The sequence below is a fragment of the Kitasatospora sp. NPDC056076 genome (assembly GCF_042266305.1).
Taxonomy (GTDB): Bacteria; Actinomycetota; Actinomycetes; order Streptomycetales; family Streptomycetaceae; genus Kitasatospora.
This window is the reverse complement of record NZ_JBHJWG010000019.1, coordinates 1-17,558: the sequence shown is the minus strand read 5'-3', so window position 1 is coordinate 17,558 and position 17,558 is coordinate 1. Positions and strand designations below refer to the sequence as shown.

Genomic DNA, 17,558 nt, shown 5'->3' with positions numbered 1-17,558 from the left:
GCCGGACGGCGGAGTCCGGGAAGCGTAGCGGCTGACCGGTGCCTTTCCGCGTCGGTCGGGGAAAGGGGGGCGACGTGCGGGCAGGCCCGGCCGCCTGAGCCGCTGCCGGTGTCGAGGGGCCCGTCGTCTCGCCGATGATCTCGACTCGGAGGATGCCGGCGGGCGCAGGGTGGACGGGGACGCTCTTGCCTGTGGTCTCGGCGGGCGGCTGCCGGTCCCGCGAGCGGACCCTTCGGCTGTAGCCCGCCGCCCTGGCCGCGGAGGAGCGAGAGCTGGGTGGACGGCCTGGTGGATGGTCGCGTTTCGGGGAGGAGAGCGGTTGTGTACGGCGGCCGTCCTGCCGGCTGGGCTGTCCGGGAGGAGGATGGAGGGAGCCTTCACCTCCGACGGCTTGGCGCGGTCTGGGAGGTCGGCTCTCTCGAGGGTCACGGGGGGAGGAGGCCTTGACATGGGTGAGGACGAGACGTCTCGGGCGCGAGCGGGTCCGCCGTCGACATCGGAGCTACCTGCGGGTCTGCTCGACCTGTTGGGGGTTGCGGCGGTCGTTCTGGACGAGGGCGGGCGGATCGTACTGTGGAGCCCGCAGGCCAGGAAGCTCTTCGGCTGGAGCGCCGAGGAGGCCCTTGGCCGGTACGCGGCGCAGCTGTTGGTGGCCGAGGAGCACGCGGGGCTGGTGCTGGAGCTGTTCGCGGCGGTGATGGCGAGCGGTGAGAGCTGGGCCGGGGTGTTCCCGGTGCGGTGCAAGGACGGCCAGGTTCGGCTGGTGGAGTTTCGCAACATGCGTTTGCGGGACAAGGACGGCGCCCACTACGCGCTGGGGATCGCCGCGGACGAGGCGGTCGTGCGCGGGGTGGAGCGTGATCTCGCGCTGTCGTCGCGGCTCGTGGCCCAGTCCCCGATCGGCCTGGCGGTCCTGGATCCGGGGCTGCGCTACGTCCTGGTCAACCCGGCCCTGGAGCGGATCAACGGGATCCCCGCCCTCAGCCATCTGAGCCATACCGTGCCCGAGCTGCTGCCCGCCCTGGACACCGGCGCCATCGAGGAGGCGATGCGCCGGGTCCTGGCGACCGGACAGCCTCTGCTGGACCAGTTCACCGTCGGCCGGACCCCGGCGGACCCGGGAGTCGACCATGCCTGGCTGACCTCCTACTACCGCCTCGACGGGCCGGGTGGTCGAGTCCTTGGCATCGCCCTGTCAGTCGTCGACGTCACGGAGCGCCACCGCGCCGACCGGCAGGCCGCCGAGGCCCGCCGCCGCCTGGCCCTTGTCGCCCGTGCGTCGACGCGTATCGGTACCACCCTCGACCTGGAGCAGACCGCCCGCGAACTCGCCGAGACCGTGGTGCCCGACCTCGCGGACATCGCCGCCGTCGACGTCCTCGACGTCATTCTCACCGCCCGCCCCGCCGGTCTCGACGCCACCGGTCCGGCGCATTTTCGCGCCCTCGCGGTCAAGGCTGCCTACCCCAGCGAGGCCGTCGGGGCGGCCGACCCTGTCGGACAGGTCGCCCGCTACGGCGAGGAGCGCCTGGTGACCCGCTGCACGGCCACCGGCCGCACCGTTCACGTCCCGCGGGTGCGCGCCGACGACCTGGCGCGCATCGCCCGCGACGAGTCGGCCGCCGAGATCCTCGCGCGCGCCGGCCTGCACTCCTATCTGGCGGTCCCCCTCGTCGCCCGCGGCGAGGTCCTGGGAGCCCTCGACCTCAAACGCGCCCGCAACCCCTTGCCGTTCGACGCCGACGACATCCTCCTCGCCGAGGAACTCGCCGCCCGCGCGGCCGTGTGCATCGACAACGCCCGCTGGTACCAGACCCAGCTGCAGGCCGCCACCGTCCTCCAGCACCATCTGCTTCCCCGCACACCGCCTCGGGCGCCGGGCCTGAGCGTCGCCTGCCGCTATCAGCCCGCCACCGCCCACACCCACGTCGGCGGCGACTGGTACGACGTCATCCCCCTTGAGGACGGCACCACGGCCCTGCTCGTGGGAGACGTCATGGGCCATGGCATCAACGCCGCCGCCACCATGGGTCAACTGCGAACTGCGGCCCGCACCCTCGCGCGCTTGGGACTGGACCCCTCGGAGATCCTGCACCACCTGGACGTCCTAACCGACGACCTCGACGAGACCATCGCCACCTGCGTCTGCGCCCTCCACGACCCCGCAGCGGGCCAGTGCCGTATCGCCCTGGCCGGACACCTCCCGCCCGTACTCCACCCCATGACCGGGCCGCCGATTCTGCTCGGCCTGCCCACCGGCGCACCGCTCGGCGCGGGCGGCCCGGCCCCCGGCGCCGCCACCCGCATCGACGTGGAGGTCGGGGCGCGCCTCGTCCTGTACACCGACGGACTGGTGGAACGCCGCGACCAGGCCATCGACCAGCGCCTCGACGCCCTCCTTGCCGCGCTCGCCGGCCCCCGGCACGCTCTCGGACCGACCTGCGACCGTCTCCTGGCCACCCTCCCGGCCCCCGGCGGCCACGACGACATCGCTCTGCTGATCGCCGAAGCCGCCCCGTCCGGACCGTAGCGGCCGACCACATCGCACGCACACCTGGTGAGGTGCGGTGATCGCGGGCCCCGTAGGCTGAGGCCCATGGTCTCTGCGCTTTCCCCCTCCCGCGCGCTGGACGCGCTGCTGGTCGGCAACCGCCGCTTCGTGACGGGCACGCCCGAACACCCCAACCAGGACGCCGCCCGGCGGACCGAGGTCGCCCCCGGCCAGCGCCCCTTCGCCGTCCTGCTGGGCTGCTCGGACTCCCGCCTGGCCGCGGAGATCATCTTCGACCAGGGACTGGGCGACCTGTTCGTCGTCCGCACGGCCGGGCACGTGCTCGGGCCGGAGGTGCTGGGCAGCATCGAGTACGGCACGAGCGTGCTGGACTGCCGCCTGGTGGTCGTCCTCGGGCACGACTCCTGCGGCGCGGTGGCCGCCGCCCGCGACGCGCTGGACGGGGGCCGGCCCGTCGGCGGGTACGTGCGCGACGTCGTCGAGAAGGTGACCCCGAGCGTTCTGGCCGCCCGCGCCGCCGGCCTGAACAGCGACGCCGACATGATCGACGCGCACATACGGCACACCGTGGACCTGCTGCTGGAACGCTCCCGCGCCCTCGCCGAGCAGGTCGCCTCCGGGCACACCGGCGTGGTGGGCCTGGCCTACCAGCTCGCCGACGGAACCGCTCGCCTCGTCACCTCCCGCGGCCTGCCCACCGGCGCGCCCGAGACGGACACCATCTGAGCGTCCGGCCCCTGCCCCCCGCGGGAGGGACGATCACGGCAGCCCCACGGCGCGCACACCCAGAAACACCGAGACTGGAGACCGGAACCTATGACGCGGAGCTACGACTGCTCGGACCCGGCCCACAGGGCCGCGGGGCTTCGCGACGCGGCCGAGGCCGCGCGCCGGGGCGAACTGGTCGTGCTGCCCACCGACACCGTCTACGGAATCGGCGCGGACGCCTCCAACCCCAAGGCGGTTGCCGCCCTGCTGGCGGCGAAGGGCCGGGGACGCCACATGCCCTCCCCGGTCCTCGTCGACTCCCCCTACGCCCTGAACGAGCTGACCGCCGACCTGTCCGAGGCCGCCCGAAAGCTCGTGGACGCCTTCTGGCCGGGCGCCTTGACGATCGTCGTCGCCCAGCGGCCGTCACTCGCATGGGACCTGGGCGACACCCACGGCACCGTCGCCGTCCGCATGCCGAGCCAGTCCCTCACGCTCGAACTGCTCGCCCGCACGGGCCCGATGGCCGTCTCCAGCGCGAATCTCACCGGCCGGCCAGCCCCGCAGGACTGCGACGCCGCCCACGCCATGCTCGGCGACAGCGTCGCGGTCTACCTCGATGCCGGCCCCACCTCCGACACCGTCCCGTCATCCATCGTCGACGTGACCGGCGCGATCCCGGTCCTACGCCGAACCGGCGCCCTCACCGCCGACCAGCTCCGCACCGTGCTGCCCGACCTGGTGACCACGGACTGACGCCAGCACGTCGGTGCCGGCCACGACATACCCCGCACCGTCCGCTCCCCGCTTCCGCTTCCGCTTCCGGAGGATCCAGGGGGGTGGGGCCCTTCGCAGGGCCGACCGAAACGCGCGGCGGCGACGTGGTCGCGGACGGCGACGGCGCCGCCGGCCAGGACCTGCCGGTGTGGGTGCTCGGACGGCGGGGTCACCGTTTCCGGACCTGCCCACGCTAGCTCCGCGGCGGCGGCCAGGGGACGGGCGGGGTTGTGAGCCGTTCCTGCTGAACTCCGGGCGGGGTCAGCGCTGGAGGCGAGCCTGGTCTCGGCCATCCCTTCGGCCTCCTGCCCTGGTGACCGTCCGCCAGGCAGGCTTGCCGATGGGCTGCCCTCGGCCTGTCGGCGGATCGGGCGGCACACCAGCAAGGGGTGGACCGGTGCACCGCCCGTCCTGCGACCCGGCAGGCGCTTGCTTCAACCATCCGAAGGGCCCGCACGGTACGGGTGCCATCCGGGCGAGTGCGTCAGAAGACCGGGCGTCGACTCGCGCCCGCTCGCGCATCGGCTAGGTCCCCCACCGCACTCACCCGTCGACTGTCGCCAGGACCTTCCAACCGCTTGCCGGAGTCGATGAAGTGGGCGACGCGGGATCATCCGGACCACCGCGACGCCCACACGCCCTGCATTGGTGGCGGTCCGCATCACTGTCATGTACGCTGCGCGTTTTGGCGGGCGAGATCAGCCGGGTCCGCTCCGTGGGGGAAGTCGGAGACGGCCTCGACGCCGGACTCCGGGCCCGGCTGCGCCTCCGTGGGGGGAGCCCCAGCCGGGTTCCGGCAGCCCTCCTGGCCTCACAACCTCGCCTGCACCCGCCGCCGCAGGGGACTGACCTCGACGCTCGACGGAGCGGCCCCGCGGACCAGGTACCCCGGCCCGGCCCGGCCGGGCGGCCTGGGCGCAGGCGCACGCAGCAGTGCACGGCGGGTCAGCAGGGTGCATGCCGGACGCCGACGCACCAGACACTCAGGATGTTGCGGGTGGCGCGGATCTCGGCGGTGGGGTCGCCCTCGATCAGCAGCAGCTCGACAATCGGGCCCAGCTGGATGCTGCCGCGGCCGGTCAGCCCGAAGTGGCGGGCGGGCAGTTCGGTGGCCGCCCGCAGCACGCAGGTGCTGCTCAGGCTGGCGCCGACCGGAAGCTCCAGCCCCTCGTGAAGGCTCGGCCCGTGCGGGAGGTGGACGGGGACGCCGGGCAGTACGTTCGCGTCGGCGCCGGCCAGGATCGGCACTCCGGCCCGGTGCAGTGCGGCGACGTCGCGGCAGGCGGCCTCGAAGACGCTCCCGTCGCCGAGGGCCGCCACCCCTCGCATCATGGTCAGCGTCGGCACGCACACCCGTCCCGGCCGCGGCGATCCGGTCCAGGGCCGGCGAGTCCAACACGTGGTCGAGCGGGACGTGGGCGAGGACGTCGACCCCGGCAGCGACGGCCATGCGGTAGGTCGACGGTCAGCGCGTGCGCCACAACCCGCCTGTCGCGCGCATGCGCGGCCGCGACCACGGCGCCGGCGCTGGCGCGGTCGCTCCGACTGCCCGGACCGGACGGCCCGAGCATGATCTTGATGTAGTCCGAGCCCTCGGCCACCCGCCACCGCACGCCTTCCTCGGCACCCGCGGGGGTGGCGACAATGGCCGCGCGCACCAGGTCCTCGGGAACGCCCGGCACCGCCTCGGGGTCGATGTCCCCGACCACGGGAATCATCGCGCTGCGGAAGTCGCTCACGCCGGACAGGGCGCGCAGGCGCTCCACCAGCTGCGGCTGCCAGGTCGCCATGTCCATGGCGGTGGTCACCCCGGCCGAGCGCAGTTGCTCCAGGTTGCCCGCGCCGTCCAGGTGGATGTGGGCGTCGATCAGGCCGGGCAGCAGCACCGCGCCGTGCGCGTCCATTCCCTGCGCGCCGGCCGGGTCGGTTCCGATCACGGGGCCCTCGAGGACGACGGTGCGCGGCTCCGACAGCCGGTACCCGTCGAAGACCCGGACGCGGTGCAGGGCGGTTCGCGGCGCTGGGACAGGGGCTGTCATCGGATATCCCTCCAGGGTCGGCAGGCGCAGGACCGTCCTGCCCCAGGCGCGTTCTCGGGGAGCGGCCCGTGCCGGGCATTGTCACCCCGCGCGGCGGCACTGCGCTGGCGCGGTCACAGCGTGTCGTGCGCGGCCCTCCTGTCCGCGGGATGCCCAACCGCCATGCAAGCGAGTACTTGCATAGCGTGCTACGGTGATTTGCAAGTAGTCACTTGCATAGCGGGTTGACCCTGCCGCGCCCGGCCCGTCCGGCGGCGGACACCGGCCAGCCCGGAACCCTGCCACGTCCCGAGGTGATCCCCATGTCCATACCGCTTGCGGCGCCCCCGCTCGATCCCCGGCGCTGGAAGGCACTGATCTTCATCGGCCTCGCCCAGCTGATGGTCGTGCTGGACGGCACCATCGTGAACATCGCCCTGCCGTCCGCCCAGCAGGACCTGCACATCTCGGACGCCAACCGGCAATGGGTGGTCACCGCATATGCGCTGGCCTTCGGCGGTCTGCTGCTGTTCGGCGGCCGCATCGCCGACCGCTGGGGACGCAAGTACGCGTTCACGGCCGGACTGATCGGCTTCGCCGCCGCCTCCGCGATCGGCGGCGCCGCCACCAGCACCGGAATGCTGCTAGCCGCCCGCGCGATGCAGGGCGCCTTCGGCGCACTGCTCGCCCCCGCCGCGCTGTCACTGCTGGCGGTGATGTTCACCGACGCGAAGGAGCGGGCGAAGGCGTTCGGGATCTACGGCGCCATCGCCGGCGGCGGCGCCGCGATCGGCCTGATCCTCGGCGGCCTGCTCACCGAGTACCTGAACTGGCGCTGGACGATGTTCGTCAACATCTTCTTCGCCGTCATCGCCGTTGCCGGGGCCGTCCTGGTGATCCGCGAACCGGAGGGAGCCCGCAACCGCGACCGCCTCGACGTGCCCGGCGTGCTGCTGGCAGGCTCCGGACTGGTCAGCCTCGTCTACGCCTTCACCCGCGCCGAGTCCGACGGCTGGAGCGCCGGCGTCACGCTCGGCCTGTTCGCCGCCGCCGCCGTCCTGCTGGCCGCGTTCGTGGCTCTCCAGGCCCGCACGAAGTCCCCGCTGCTGCCGCTGCGCGTCGTGCTCGACCGCAGCCGCGGCGGGGCCTACCTGTCCCTGGGCCTGGCCGTGATCGGCATGTTCGGCGTCCTGCTGTTCCTGACCTTCTACCTGCAGGTCGTCCTCGGCTACACCCCGGTCACCACCGGGGTGGCGTTCCTGCCGATGGTGGCGGGCATGATGATCGGCTCCACCCAGATCGCCGCCCGCCTGATGACCCGCGTCCCCGCCCGCCTGCTGATGACACCCGGACTGCTGGTCGCCGCCTTCGGACTCGTCCTGCTGACCGGGATCACCGTCGACGGCTCCTACACCACCACCGTTCTGCCCGGTGTCTTCCTCCTCGGCCTGGGCCTGGGCGCCACCTTCATGCCCGCCATGAGCCTGGCCACCCACGGCGTGCGGCCCAAGGACGCCGGAGTCGCCTCCGCCATGGTCAGCACCTCCCAGCAGGTCGGCGGCGCGATCGGCACCGCCCTGCTGAACACCATCGCCACCAGCGCCACCACCACGTACATCGCCGGCCACGCGGCCGCCGCCACGTCCCCGGGCGCAGCGCAGCTGATGAAGCTCAACGCCATGGTGCACGGCTTCTCCACCGCCATCTGGTGGTCCGCCGGCCTCCTCGCCCTGGCCGCCCTCGTCGCCTTCGCCCTCATCGACGCCCGCCCGCAGACCGGCGGCGCAGCGCACACCGACGAGGACGCGCCGCCCGTGGCCCTGATGCACTGACAGTCGGCCACAGCGGCACACCGCGGGCGGCGCGCCCGACCGGGAGACACCCTCCGGCCGGGCGCGCCACCGCGACATGGCATGCCCCTTAAGCTCCCCGGGGACAGACAGCGGCCGACCCGCGACGGGAATCCCGGACCCGGCGACGCCCGCCGGTGACGAAGCGCGGACCGTGAGCACTACCGCCGGTGTCCTGGATCCCCGCCGCCCAACAGGCTCCGGGCCTTCCTGCGGCTCGTCCTCATCGAGCACTCCGTCTTCGCCCTCCCCTTCGCCTGCACCGCAACCCTGACCGCGATGTTCCAGGCCGACAGGAAGGTGCACTGGGGCACCCTGCTCATCGTCACCATCGCGATGGTCAGCCTGCGCACCTTCGCGATGGCCGCGAACCGGCTCATCGACCGCGAGATCGACGCACGCAACCCGCGCACCGCCGGTCGCGAGCTCGTCACCGGCGCCGTCTCACTGCGCACCGCCTACACCGGCTCGGCGGTGGCGCTACTGGTCTTCCTCGGCGCCACCGCCTCACTCAACTCGCTCTGCCTGGTGCTCGCGCCGCTCGCCGTGGCGCCGATGGTGGTCTACCCGTACGGCAAGCGGTTCACCGACTTCCCGCACGTGATCCTCGGCCTGGCCCAGGCGATGGGCCCGGTCGGAGCCTGGCTGGCGGTCACCGGCCACTGGTCCTGGGACGCAGTGGTACTGGGCTTGGCGGTCGGCATCTGGATTGGCGGCTTCGACCTGATCTTCGCCTGCCAGGACGTGGCCGCCGACCGCGCCGGGGGTGTGCGTTCCGTGCCGGCCCGCTTCGGCGTCACCGCCGCGCTGCACGGCGCCCGGGCCTGCCACGTGATCACCACCGCCGTGCTGGCCTGGTACGGCGTTTCCACCCACGCCGGTCCGGTCTTCTACGTCGGCCTGGTCGTGGTGATCGGGGCCTTCCTCTACGAGCACTCGATCGTGAAGCCGGGTGACCTGTCCCGGCTCAACCGGGCCGTCCTCACCGTCAACGGCTTCGTCGGCATCTCGCTGTTCGTCTTCGCTCTGCTCGACCTCGTCGTGCGGGGCCTGCGGCTGGGCTGAGGGCGCGGACGGGCCTGCCGGAAGCCCGAAGCGGTTCGGCCGGCGTGTCGGGCTGGTTCAGCGGGCTGACCAGATCGGGCATTCTGCGCGGTGACGGGTGAGGATCAGCACCATGCCGCCCTCCAGCGTCCGGCGGGTACCGGTCGTCCGACAGCAGGCCGCCATCACGCTGAGGGATGGTCCTTGCCCGCTCGGCACCATACGGATGGGGGTCCGGCCAGCTGGCACGAAGACCGGCCGCGCGGGCGGCGGGACAGTGTCGCGGCGGCGGGACTCAGTACCGGAGGCGAGGGCGCGCAGACGGGAGCGGCGGCGGCTACGAGGGGCGGTCATGGCGTCACCCTGGCGCCTGCGTCCGCATCGGTCCCGCTGTACGCGCGGCACGCCGCCGCCGGCTCACCCGTTCGGCCGAGCGATGTCAGAGCCCGCCGGAGGTCCCGGCCGTCGATACGCCGTCGCACCGGGCCGCGGGTTCCGGGTTCGACGGTCCTTCGCGCATGATCAGCCGCAGCCGGGCGGTCACGAGGCGGTCCGCCTCTCCGGGAACCAGCTCGCCCCAACCGCGGGCACTCCACATCGTGGTGAGCAGCTGGGTGCCGAGCAGGCCCAGGACCTCTGCGTCGATGTCGACGCCGGGCCGCAGCTGGGGGGCCGCCTGGTGGAAGGCGCGGGTCAGCATCCGGCGTGCCGCCATCGGGTTCTTCTTGATCTCCTCCAGGAGTTCGGGGTAGCGGGTGGCTTCGCTCATGCCGAACTGCATGACCTCGGCACGGCCTTCCAGGTGGTGGCGCAGCTCGTGTACGCAGGCCAGTAGCCCCTCGATGGTGGTTTCGGGGCTGCTGGCGTCGATCTTGGGTTCGAAGGCGTCGATCTGGGCTGCCGGGCTGAACGCTTTGACTGCTTCCAGGGCGAGGTTGGCCTTGTCGCCGAAGTGCCGGAACAGGGTGACCTCGTTGACACCGGCCGCGGTCGCGATCTCCTTTGTGGTGATCGCGGCCATGCCCTGCTCCCCCGCAAGCGCCAGGAAGGCGGTGAGGATCTTCTTCCGGGTCTGTTCCGCACCCAAAGTTCAGCTCGCTTTCGTTGTCGTGGCAGGCGCCTGGGCACAGTAGTGGGCCCGCCCCACGGCTGACGAGTCCCGTCGTCGGGCATCAGCGGTGCCCAGCGGCCGTGCTGCCCGTCAGCCGAGGACCCGCGTCCCGCGGTTTCCCCGGGAACACGCGCGCCGTGGCCCGCCAGCGCTCGGGCGCCGACCCGGACGAGGGGGCCGCCACCAGCCCACCTCGGACCTAGAACGTGCATGCAGGCACTTGCAAGCCTATGCCGTGGCGAAGGTCGGGTTCGTTTCGGGGATGTCCTCCGCTGTCCGCCGCAACGGCCGCTCGGCGGCTGACGGCGGACAGGCTCGACGCAGGCACTACGTCGGAAGGGGTGTCGGCTGCTCGGCCGGGCGAGGGGTGTCCGCCCGCGCTGATGCCGCGGTTGCGATACCGCCGGACACGTCGGCCGGCGGCACCCCCACTGGTGGGGGCGGACCCAGTCGCAGCCGAGCGGCGAGCCGGCGGTAACGCCCGGCGTTCTACCCGGAGTTCGGCGGCGAGGAGGGTCAGCAGGCTCAGGACGACGGTGGTCCCGCTGGCCAGGACGGCCGGGGCCGTGCCGCGCCAGGCGCGGGCCATGGCGGTGAACCGGTCCTCGGTGAGGTGGAGTTCGTCGCGGTAGCGGGAGACCAGCAGCAGGGCGTAGTCGGTGCCGGCACCGAAGACCAGGACGGACAGGATTCCGGCGGCGGACGCGTCGACCTGGACACCGACCGCCGCGGCCTGTGGTCGCGCATCGGCCGCGCGCCTTAGCGGCAACGGGCGGCGGAGCGTGCGCGACGAACCGGCGCAGCGCCTCGGCACGGCTGGCGGCGGGCGCGATGCCGACGTCTCTGAGGATCGTCTGCAGGGTCCGCGCCGCCATGGGTTGGCCGGCCTGGCGCCCGGGGAGAGTCACCGTCACTTCACGCACTGGCGCAGGGCAGGCTGCGGTGGTCGGTGTTCAGGTAGTCCTGGATCAGGCTGGCGACGTGTTCGGGAACCGGCATGGACGGCTCGCCCAGAACGAGCGGATGCTCGCCAGCAGCCGCACCTGCACCGGATCCTCAAGTGCATCTTCCCCGTGGGTCTCATCCCCTCCGTGCGGCGAAAGAGAGTGGCCTGCTGGTGGGATCAATGTGTAACGTGTTGGGCGGTTCTGTTGTCTCCGATTGAGGTGGATCTTGCGCATCTGAGGTTCGTGCCCTTGCTACCAGCACGGCGTACCCGCCTGTGCTGCCCTGCCGCGGTCGGCTATGCCGGCGGTGGTGGTGTGCATGCGACCTCTGCGCTTCCCTGGTCCCTTCGGATACCCAGGCGATGACACGCGCGTCCGCATCCGCTGTCGGACGTACTGCACTCCCGCCCGCCGTCGTGAGGCCGAGCGCGTGCCACCCTCTCACACTTTTGTCACCACAGGTGACCGACCGTTTCCGGTAGGCGACCACATGACCGCAACCCTTACCGCCAAGAATCTCGCCGCGGGCCACGGCGACCTCCCCCTCTTCACCGGCCTCGACCTGGTCGTGGCACCTGGAGAGGTGATCGGCCTCGTCGGCTCCAACGGGGCGGGCAAGTCCACCCTGCTGCGCCTCCTCTCCGGCATCGACCAGCCCGATCAAGGCCAGGTCCGCACGGCTCCGGTCGGTGCGACCGTCGGCTATCTGCCCCAGGAACCGGACAGGCGTCCGCACGAGAACGTGTACGCCTTCCTCGCCCGCCGCACCGGTGTCGCCGCGGCTCAGCACGCCCTGGACACCGCCTCCCACGCCTTGGCCGACGATGTCGCCGGAGCGGACGAGGCATACGCCACGAGCCTGGAGCGCTGGCTGGCCCTCGGCGGTGCCGACCTCGACGAACGCGCCGAGCACCTCGCCGACGCCCTCGGTCTCGGCATTGGACTGGATCAGGCCATGACCTCACTGTCCGGTGGGCAGGCCGCACGCGCCCAGCTGGCTTCCCTGCTGCTGTCGCGCTACGACGTCTTCCTCCTGGACGAGCCGACCAACGACCTCGACCTGGCCGGGTTGGAGCAGTTGGAGCAGTTCGTGCGCGGGCTGCGCGCGGGCGCGGTCGTGGTCAGTCACGACCGGGAGTTCCTCAACCGCACCGTCACCCAGGTACTCGAGCTCGACCGCGCTCAGCAGCAGGTGCATCTGTTCGGCGGCGGTTACACCGCATATCTGGAGGAACGAGAGCGCGCCAGGCGGCACGCGCGCGAGGAATACGAAGAGTACGCCGAGCGCAAGGCTGCTCTCCAGCAACGCGCGAACATCCACCGGATCTGGGCCGACAAGGGAGTACGCACCGCACAGCGCCGCGGCCGGGACAACAACAAGTTCGCCCGCGGCGCCCGCGTGGAGAACAGCGAGAACATGGCCGCCAAGGCCAAGCAGGCCGAACGGCTCATCGAACGCCTTGAGGAAGTCGAGGAGCCCCGCAAGGAGTGGCAGCTGCGCATGCACATCGCCACCGCCCCCCGCTCCGGCACAGTCGTCGCCACCCTGCGCGACGCGACCTTCCGGCGCGGCGACTTCACTCTCGGGCCCGTCTCGTTGCAGATCGGCTGGGCCGACCGCGTCGCCATCACCGGCGCGAACGGCACCGGTAAGTCCACCCTGCTGAACGCGCTCCTGGGCCGTATCCCACCCATCTCCGGCGACCACGCACTCGGCACTGGCGTGGTGATCGGCGAGGTCGACCAGGCCCGGGCACTGTTTCACGGGAGTGAGGCACTGGTGGACGCCTTCCGGGGCGCGACGCCGTCGACGGAGCCCTCCGAGGTGCGGACCCTGCTGGCGAAGTTCGGGCTGGGCGCCGAGCACGTCCTGCGTCCGGCGGCCACCCTGTCACCAGGCGAGCGAACTCGGGCAGCGCTCGCCCTGTTGCAGGGCCGCAACGTGAACCTGCTGGTACTGGACGAGCCCACCAACCACCTCGACCTCCAGGCCATCGAACAACTCGAATCCGCCCTGGAGTCCTACAGCGGCACACTGCTGCTGGTCTCCCACGATCGCCGACTCCTCGAAACCGTGCGGGTCAGCCGCCGCCTGGAACTGGCCGACGGCACCATCACCGACACCCCTACGTGAGGCGTCCACCGGCCAGCTGCCAGATGCCCTCTCTCTGACAGCACACAGCCGGCAACGCCGTCGAGATGGCCGGCCCCCTGCCGCGATGCCCCCCTGGCCCGGCCGCTGGTGCCCGCGGCCGGGGCAGGGGGGCATGATGACGGCGGTGCTGGCGACGCCCGAAGACCCCTACGCGAAGAGCGTCTGCGGGCGGCCGCCGAAGGCGAAGCAGCGCCACGGAGTACCAGGTGCGCCCCGCCGCGCGGGCGACAGGGCGCCGGCGTCCAGTGGTTGGGACGAGCAGGCGACCGGACGGACTCTCCGGATTCACCGAGCACCCGGTCGGCGGGGGCGGGTTCAGGCGGTTCGGCGGCGCAGGGTGGCGGCTCCCAGGGCGAGGGCGAGGAGGGCGGATCCGGCGACGACGGCGAGGTCGCGGGCCACCGCGGTGTCGGCCATGGCAGTGGTGGTGAGGCGGGTCATCGCGTCGACGGCGTAGGACAGCGGCAGCACGTCGGAGGCCCAGCGCAGCGCCGTGGCCATGGAGTCGCGCGGGACGAAGAGCCCGCACAGCAGCATCTGGGGCAGCAGGACCGCGGGCAGGAACTGGACAGCCTGGAACTCGGTGGCGGCGAACGCCGAGACCAGGAGGCCCAGCGCCGTGCCGAGAAGTCCGTCGGCGACGGCGACGGCGAAGACCAGCCAGGTGGGGCCGGCGATGTGCAGGCCGAGCGGGCCGATGGTGAGTGCGGTGGCGAGGGTCGCCTGGAGCAGGGCGACGGCGCCGAAGGCCAGGGCGTAGCCGAGGAGGAGGTCGAGTTTGCCCAGCGGCATGGTGAGCAGCCGCTCCAGGGTGCCGGTGGTGCGTTCGCGGAGCATGGCGACCGAGGTGACCAGGAACATCACGAGCAGGGGGAAGACGCCGAGCAGGGCGGGGCCGATCCGGTCGAAGGTGGTGGGCTGGGCGTCGAACATGTACTTGAGTAGCACGAGCAGCAGGCAGGGTACGACCAGGAGCAGGGCGAGGGTGCGCGGGTCGTGGCGCAGCTGGGTGAGGACGCGGCGGGCGGTGGCGAGGGTGCGTCGCAGGGCGGGCGACGTCTGCTGGCGGGTGCGGGGGGTGCTCATCGGTCGGCCTCCACCAGTTCGAGGAACGCGCTGTCGATGTCGGTGGTGCCGGTGGCGCGGAGTAGTGCGTCCGGGGTGTCGTGGGCGAGGAGGTGGCCTTCGCGCATCAGCAGCAGGCGGTCGCAGCGGGTGGCCTCGTCCATGACGTGGCTGGAGACCAGCAGGGTGGCGCCGTCGTCGGCGAGTCGGCGGAAGAGTTGCCAGAGGTCTTGGCGGAGCACCGGGTCGAGGCCGACGGTCGGTTCGTCGAGGATCAGCAGTTCGGGGGTGCCGAGCAGGGCGGCGGCGAGGGAGACGCGGGCGCGCTGGCCTCCGGACAGGCGGTCGGTGATGTCGCGTTCGTGGCCGGTCAGGCCGACCTGGGCGATCACCCGGGCGGGGTCGGTCCTGGGTGCGCCGAGGACGGCGGCGAAGTAGTGGAGGTTCTCGGCGACGGTGAGGTCGCCGTAGACCGAGGGGGCCTGGGTGACGTATCCGAGGCGGTGGCGCAGCGCGGGGCTTCCGGCGTCGAGGCCGAGCACCTCGACGCGGCCGGCGGTGAGGCGCTGCACGCCGACGACCGAGCGCAGCAGGGTGGTCTTGCCGCAGCCGCTGGGGCCGAGCAGGCCGGTGATGGTGCCGCGCGGGATGGCGAGGTCGAGGCCGTGGAGGACGGGGCGGCCGCCGCGCTCGACGGTGAGGCCGGTGGTCCGGATCGCGGGGCCGGCGGCGGGTGTGGCTGGCCCCGGAGCAGAATTCATCATGTGATGAGTTTTGCGCTGCCGGGAATGCCGGTCAAGTGGCACGCCCGTGCCGCCAGCCACAATGGACCGGTGAACGGCGCGGAGAACCATGTGGAGAGACAGCGGAAGAGGGTCGGACGGCGCCCCGGGAGCGAGGACACCCGGGGCGCGGTACTGGACGCCGCCCGGGCCGAGTTCGGGGCCCGCGGGTACCAGAAGGCGAGCATGCGGGCGATCGCCCGCGCGGCCGGCGTGGACTCAGCACTGCTGCACCACTACTTCGGCACCAAGGACCGCCTCTTCCTGGCCGCACTCGACTTCCCGGTCGACCCGCGGACCGTCGTGGAGCACGTGCTCACCGGCGAACGCGCCCGCGTCGGCGAACGCGTGGCCGCCTTCGTCCTCGGCCTCTGGGAGCAGCCGGCCGTACGGGACCGACTGCTGGCGCTGCTGCGCACGGCGGCGGCCAGCGAGGAGGTCGCCGCGCTGGTGCGGGGCTTCATGGTGTCCGAGCTCGTGGACCGACTGGCGGGCGAACTCGACCTGGATCAGCCGGCGCTCAGGGTGGAGCTGGTGCTGTCGCAGATCGTCGGGCTGGCGATGGCGCGCTACGTGATCCAGGTGGAGCCGCTCGCGTCCGCGCCCGTGGAACAGCTCGCCCCACTCCTGGCGCGCACCGTGCAGGGATACCTGGCCGAGCCCTGACGGGTGCTGCGGTGGGGGCCTGCCGTGCCACCGGAGCCGGACGGGAAGGCCGGGTGGCCGGCGTCACCCATACTTGCTGGGTGGAGCTGAGCGCGAAGTTGCAGATGAAGGCCGGCCAGCGACTGGCGGTTGTCTCCGGTTCGGATGATGTGCCGTCGATCGCGGCGCCGGACACAGTGACGGCCGAGACACCTGAGACGGCGGATGTGATCGTGGCGTTCGTGCGCACACGGGCGGATCTGGACACCATCGCCGGCGCCGCCGTCGAGGCTGCCCGGCAGGACAAGCTGGCCTGGATCGCCTACCCGAAGGCCGGGAAGCTCGGCACCGACCTGAATCGCGACAGCCTCAGCGCTGCACTCACGGACCGCGGCGTCCGGCCGGTACGGCAGGTCGCCGTCGACGAGGTGTGGTCGGCCCTGCGGTTCCGCCCAATCTGAGCCGGATACCGGCGGCCTGTGCCGCCACGAACCCTCACGCGTGGAATCCCAGGGGCTCGGACCGGGGCCGGACGGCCCTTCGTGATCCGGTGTCGGCGCCGTCAGGGTCAGCGGCATCCACAGGTTCGCGGGGTCTCGGCCAGGAGGTGCTGGGGCAGTCGGATCAGGCGATCGCTCCCGGGATGCGCAACGCCCTGTTGCCCCACGACCGGGGGCGATCGGGGACGCCCTCGGCGGAACGGGCGAAGCCGTTGCGGATGTGGAGACGGGTGTGCGGATCGACTCGACTCGTCGTTCCCTCCCCGGCACACCCGCGCCGCCCGGGCCCTCGTCGAGCGACCGGACGCCGCAGCGTCGGCCGGAACGTGACTATCCGGTGGTGACGTGGACGGCGTCGCCGCCGAGTGCGGTGTAGAGCTCGGTCCAGCGGCGGTCGGTGTCCGTGGGCGGTCTGCCGTCGCAGTACGTCTTCGTGCCGTTGGCGGTGTAGAAGCGCATCATCTCCAGCACCGACTTCGGGTCGGACTTCTCCCGGCCCGTGTACGCGCTGCCGGGGTCCTGGCTCTGGTGCTGGATGCAGCTGGGGGACGGGGTGCCCGCCTGGGCGTCGAACCTGCCGTCCGGCTCGCCGCCGCAGCCGGCCAGGGCGGTGACGGCGGCCAGGGCGGGTACGAGAAGGCGAACTGCTCTGCGTGGGGTGCGGGCGTTCATGGTGGCGGGCCTCCGAGGTGGGACGTCAGATGGTGGCGGGCAGGCTGCGGACGGCCAGTCCGATTCCCACCGTGAGGATGAGCAGGGCGGTCAGCAGTGAGCTGTAGGGGGTGAGGCGGCGCAGGCGGCCGAGGAGCGGCCCGTCGGTGGCGGCGGCGAGGCGGTCGCCCAGGCGGACCAGGAGCAGGCCGACCGCGGTGAGGGTGGCGGCCATGCCCAGGCCGTAGGCGACCACGAGGGCCGCGCCGAACAGGGTCCGGCCGAGCGCGATGGCTCCGAGGAGGACGACGAGCGCCGACGGGCTGGGGACCAGGCCTCCGGCGATGCCCAGGCCGATCAGCCCGCGGCGGCCGGGCGGGGCGTGGTGATGGTGGTGACCGCCGCCGAAGAGGCCGTGGCGGTGCCCGTGGTCGTGATGGTGCCCGTGGTCGTGATGGTGCCCAGCCGGATGATCGTGGTGGTGCCCGTGGTCGTGGTGGTGCCCACCGGCGTGATCGTGGCCGTGGTCGTGGTGGTGGTGCTCGGGGTGGCCGCCGTGGGCGTGGTCGTGCGGGTGGGTGCGGCCGTGGTGCTGGGCCGGGGAGGGGGCCGCCGCCGAGTGGGCGAGTTCCCTGGCCCGCTCCGCCCCGGGCTCACCCGTGTCGTGCGCGTGGTCCGGGAGGGGGTCGGGATGCGGGCCGCCGCGCGCGCGGCGGGTCGCGTCCCGCAGCAGGCCGAGGCCGACGACCGCGACCAGGGCTCCGCTGGCAACGCCGAGCCAGCCCAGGACGAC

13 protein-coding genes and 3 pseudogenes are annotated in these 17,558 nt (G+C 72.5%); 8 read left to right on the top strand and 8 right to left on the bottom strand.

Features of this window, described 5'->3' with window-relative positions; all coding sequences use genetic code 11:
• Window positions 1–448 precede the first annotated feature (448 nt).
• The 3 genes from ACFC1T_RS17755 (at window position 449) to ACFC1T_RS17745 (ending at window position 3,976) form a co-directional block, all read left to right on the top strand.
• Window positions 449–2,530 (top strand): SpoIIE family protein phosphatase, encoded by a 2,082-nt coding sequence (locus ACFC1T_RS17755; RefSeq protein WP_375889496.1) that lies wholly within the window; start codon window positions 449–451, stop codon window positions 2,528–2,530.
• Between the two features lie 66 nt (window positions 2,531–2,596).
• Window positions 2,597–3,238, top strand: coding sequence for a carbonic anhydrase (locus ACFC1T_RS17750; RefSeq protein WP_375889493.1), 642 nt, complete (start codon window positions 2,597–2,599; stop codon window positions 3,236–3,238).
• 90 nt (window positions 3,239–3,328) lie between these two features.
• Window positions 3,329–3,976 (top strand): L-threonylcarbamoyladenylate synthase, encoded by a 648-nt coding sequence (locus ACFC1T_RS17745; RefSeq protein ID WP_375889491.1) that lies wholly within the window; start codon window positions 3,329–3,331, stop codon window positions 3,974–3,976.
• A gap of 966 nt (window positions 3,977–4,942) precedes the next feature.
• Here ACFC1T_RS17745 and ACFC1T_RS17740 read toward each other — a convergent pair.
• Together ACFC1T_RS17740 and ACFC1T_RS17735 are read right to left on the bottom strand one after the other, a co-directional pair.
• Window positions 4,943–5,344 (bottom strand): hypothetical protein, encoded by a 402-nt coding sequence (locus ACFC1T_RS17740; RefSeq protein WP_375889490.1) that lies wholly within the window; start codon window positions 5,342–5,344, stop codon window positions 4,943–4,945.
• Complete coding sequence (locus ACFC1T_RS17735) at window positions 5,332–6,036, bottom strand: amidohydrolase family protein (protein ID WP_375889487.1); 705 nt, start codon at window positions 6,034–6,036, stop codon at window positions 5,332–5,334. The genes ACFC1T_RS17740 and ACFC1T_RS17735 overlap by 13 nt, the downstream gene beginning before the upstream one ends.
• Window positions 6,037–6,338: 302 nt before the next feature.
• Here ACFC1T_RS17735 and ACFC1T_RS17730 point away from each other — a divergent pair, with 302 nt between their 5' ends.
• Both ACFC1T_RS17730 and mqnP read left to right on the top strand, forming a co-directional pair.
• The gene (locus ACFC1T_RS17730) at window positions 6,339–7,847 is read left to right on the top strand and encodes an MFS transporter (protein ID WP_375889484.1); all 1,509 of its coding nucleotides are present in this window, start codon (window positions 6,339–6,341) and stop codon (window positions 7,845–7,847) included.
• A 201-nt stretch (window positions 7,848–8,048) separates the two neighbouring features.
• Window positions 8,049–8,930 (top strand): annotated as a pseudogene (gene mqnP, locus ACFC1T_RS17725) (menaquinone biosynthesis prenyltransferase MqnP); the annotation flags it as partial.
• A gap of 418 nt (window positions 8,931–9,348) precedes the next feature.
• Here mqnP and ACFC1T_RS17720 read toward each other — a convergent pair.
• Both ACFC1T_RS17720 and ACFC1T_RS17715 read right to left on the bottom strand, forming a co-directional pair.
• A complete protein-coding gene (locus tag ACFC1T_RS17720) occupies window positions 9,349–9,996 on the bottom strand; it encodes a TetR/AcrR family transcriptional regulator (protein ID WP_375889482.1) in 648 nt (215 codons plus the stop codon).
• Window positions 9,997–10,516: 520 nt separating this feature from the next.
• A pseudogene (locus tag ACFC1T_RS17715) lies at window positions 10,517–10,723 on the bottom strand (MMPL family transporter); the annotation flags it as partial.
• 734 nt (window positions 10,724–11,457) lie between these two features.
• Here ACFC1T_RS17715 and abc-f point away from each other — a divergent pair.
• Window positions 11,458–13,101, top strand: a complete 1,644-nt coding sequence (gene abc-f / locus ACFC1T_RS17710; protein WP_375889479.1) for a ribosomal protection-like ABC-F family protein — start codon at window positions 11,458–11,460, stop codon at window positions 13,099–13,101.
• Window positions 13,102–13,437: 336 nt separating this feature from the next.
• Here abc-f and ACFC1T_RS17705 read toward each other — a convergent pair whose 3' ends face one another.
• Together ACFC1T_RS17705 and ACFC1T_RS17700 are read right to left on the bottom strand one after the other, a co-directional pair.
• Window positions 13,438–14,208: an ABC transporter permease gene (locus ACFC1T_RS17705; protein WP_375889477.1), complete on the bottom strand. Its 771-nt coding sequence runs from the start codon at window positions 14,206–14,208 to the stop codon at window positions 13,438–13,440.
• Window positions 14,205–14,951 carry an ABC transporter ATP-binding protein gene (locus ACFC1T_RS17700; protein WP_375889474.1) on the bottom strand — a complete coding sequence of 249 codons (747 nt, stop codon included), beginning with the start codon at window positions 14,949–14,951 and terminating at the stop codon, window positions 14,205–14,207. Before ACFC1T_RS17700 ends, ACFC1T_RS17705 begins: the two co-directional genes overlap by 4 nt.
• A 90-nt stretch (window positions 14,952–15,041) precedes the next feature.
• On the opposite strand from ACFC1T_RS17700, the gene ACFC1T_RS17695 reads away from it, so the two are divergent.
• Entirely contained in the window at window positions 15,042–15,635 is a 594-nt protein-coding gene (locus ACFC1T_RS17695) for a TetR family transcriptional regulator (protein ID WP_375889472.1), read from the top strand.
• Window positions 15,636–15,715: 80 nt separating this feature from the next.
• Entirely contained in the window at window positions 15,716–16,075 is a 360-nt protein-coding gene (locus tag ACFC1T_RS17690; protein ID WP_375889469.1) for a hypothetical protein, read from the top strand.
• A 369-nt stretch (window positions 16,076–16,444) separates the two neighbouring features.
• On the opposite strand, the gene ACFC1T_RS17685 is transcribed toward ACFC1T_RS17690, so the two are convergent.
• A complete protein-coding gene (locus tag ACFC1T_RS17685) occupies window positions 16,445–16,786 on the bottom strand; it encodes a hypothetical protein (protein WP_375889467.1) in 342 nt (113 codons plus the stop codon).
• A gap of 25 nt (window positions 16,787–16,811) precedes the next feature.
• Window positions 16,812–17,558 (bottom strand): annotated as a pseudogene (locus ACFC1T_RS17680) (high frequency lysogenization protein HflD); the annotation flags it as partial.

Bases quoted from the DNA above. Each gene is read 5' to 3' on its own strand.
- ACFC1T_RS17755 (WP_375889496.1), top strand. From the start codon at position 449: ATGGGTGAGGACGAGACGTCTCGGGCGCGAGCGGGTCCGCCGTCGACA.
- ACFC1T_RS17750 (WP_375889493.1), top strand. From the start codon at position 2,597: ATGGTCTCTGCGCTTTCCCCCTCCCGCGCGCTGGACGCGCTGCTGGTC.
- ACFC1T_RS17745 (WP_375889491.1), top strand. From the start codon at position 3,329: ATGACGCGGAGCTACGACTGCTCGGACCCGGCCCACAGGGCCGCGGGG.
- ACFC1T_RS17735 (WP_375889487.1), bottom strand. From the start codon at position 6,036: ATGACAGCCCCTGTCCCAGCGCCGCGAACCGCCCTGCACCGCGTCCGG.
- ACFC1T_RS17730 (WP_375889484.1), top strand. From the start codon at position 6,339: ATGTCCATACCGCTTGCGGCGCCCCCGCTCGATCCCCGGCGCTGGAAG.
- abc-f (WP_375889479.1), top strand. From the start codon at position 11,458: ATGACCGCAACCCTTACCGCCAAGAATCTCGCCGCGGGCCACGGCGAC.
- ACFC1T_RS17705 (WP_375889477.1), bottom strand. From the start codon at position 14,208: ATGAGCACCCCCCGCACCCGCCAGCAGACGTCGCCCGCCCTGCGACGC.
- ACFC1T_RS17700 (WP_375889474.1), bottom strand. From the start codon at position 14,951: ATGATGAATTCTGCTCCGGGGCCAGCCACACCCGCCGCCGGCCCCGCG.
- ACFC1T_RS17685 (WP_375889467.1), bottom strand. From the start codon at position 16,786: ATGAACGCCCGCACCCCACGCAGAGCAGTTCGCCTTCTCGTACCCGCC.